This window comes from Micromonospora sp. URMC 107 (genome assembly GCF_051386315.1).
GTDB lineage: Bacteria > Actinomycetota > Actinomycetes > Mycobacteriales > Micromonosporaceae > Micromonospora.
On record NZ_JBPQTK010000338.1, the window covers coordinates 1 to 265 of the forward strand.

1 protein-coding gene is annotated in these 265 nt (G+C 64.9%); it reads left to right on the plus strand.

Translation table 11 applies throughout. The annotated features are described in order from the left end of the window. A partial coding sequence (locus ACSNN9_RS28770) for a KR domain-containing protein (RefSeq protein ID WP_436676432.1) occupies positions 1 to 265 on the plus strand: 265 nt, incomplete at both ends.

A 265-nucleotide genomic window follows, 5' to 3' on the forward strand; every position in this document is an offset into this window, starting at 1 on the left:
CGGTGGTGGCGTGTGATGTGGCGGATCGGGGTGCGGTGGCGGGGTTGTTGGGGGATTTGGTGGGTCGTGGTGAGCGGTTGCGGGCGGTGGTGCATGCGGCGGGTGCGGCGCAGTTGACGCCGTTGGGTGAGGTGGGTGTGGGTGAGGTGGAGGAGGTGTTGCGGGCGAAGGTTGGTGGTGCGGTGGTGTTGGATGAGTTGACGGCTGGTTTGGATTTGGATGCGTTTGTGGTGTTTTCGTCGATTGCGGGGGTGTGGGGTTCGGC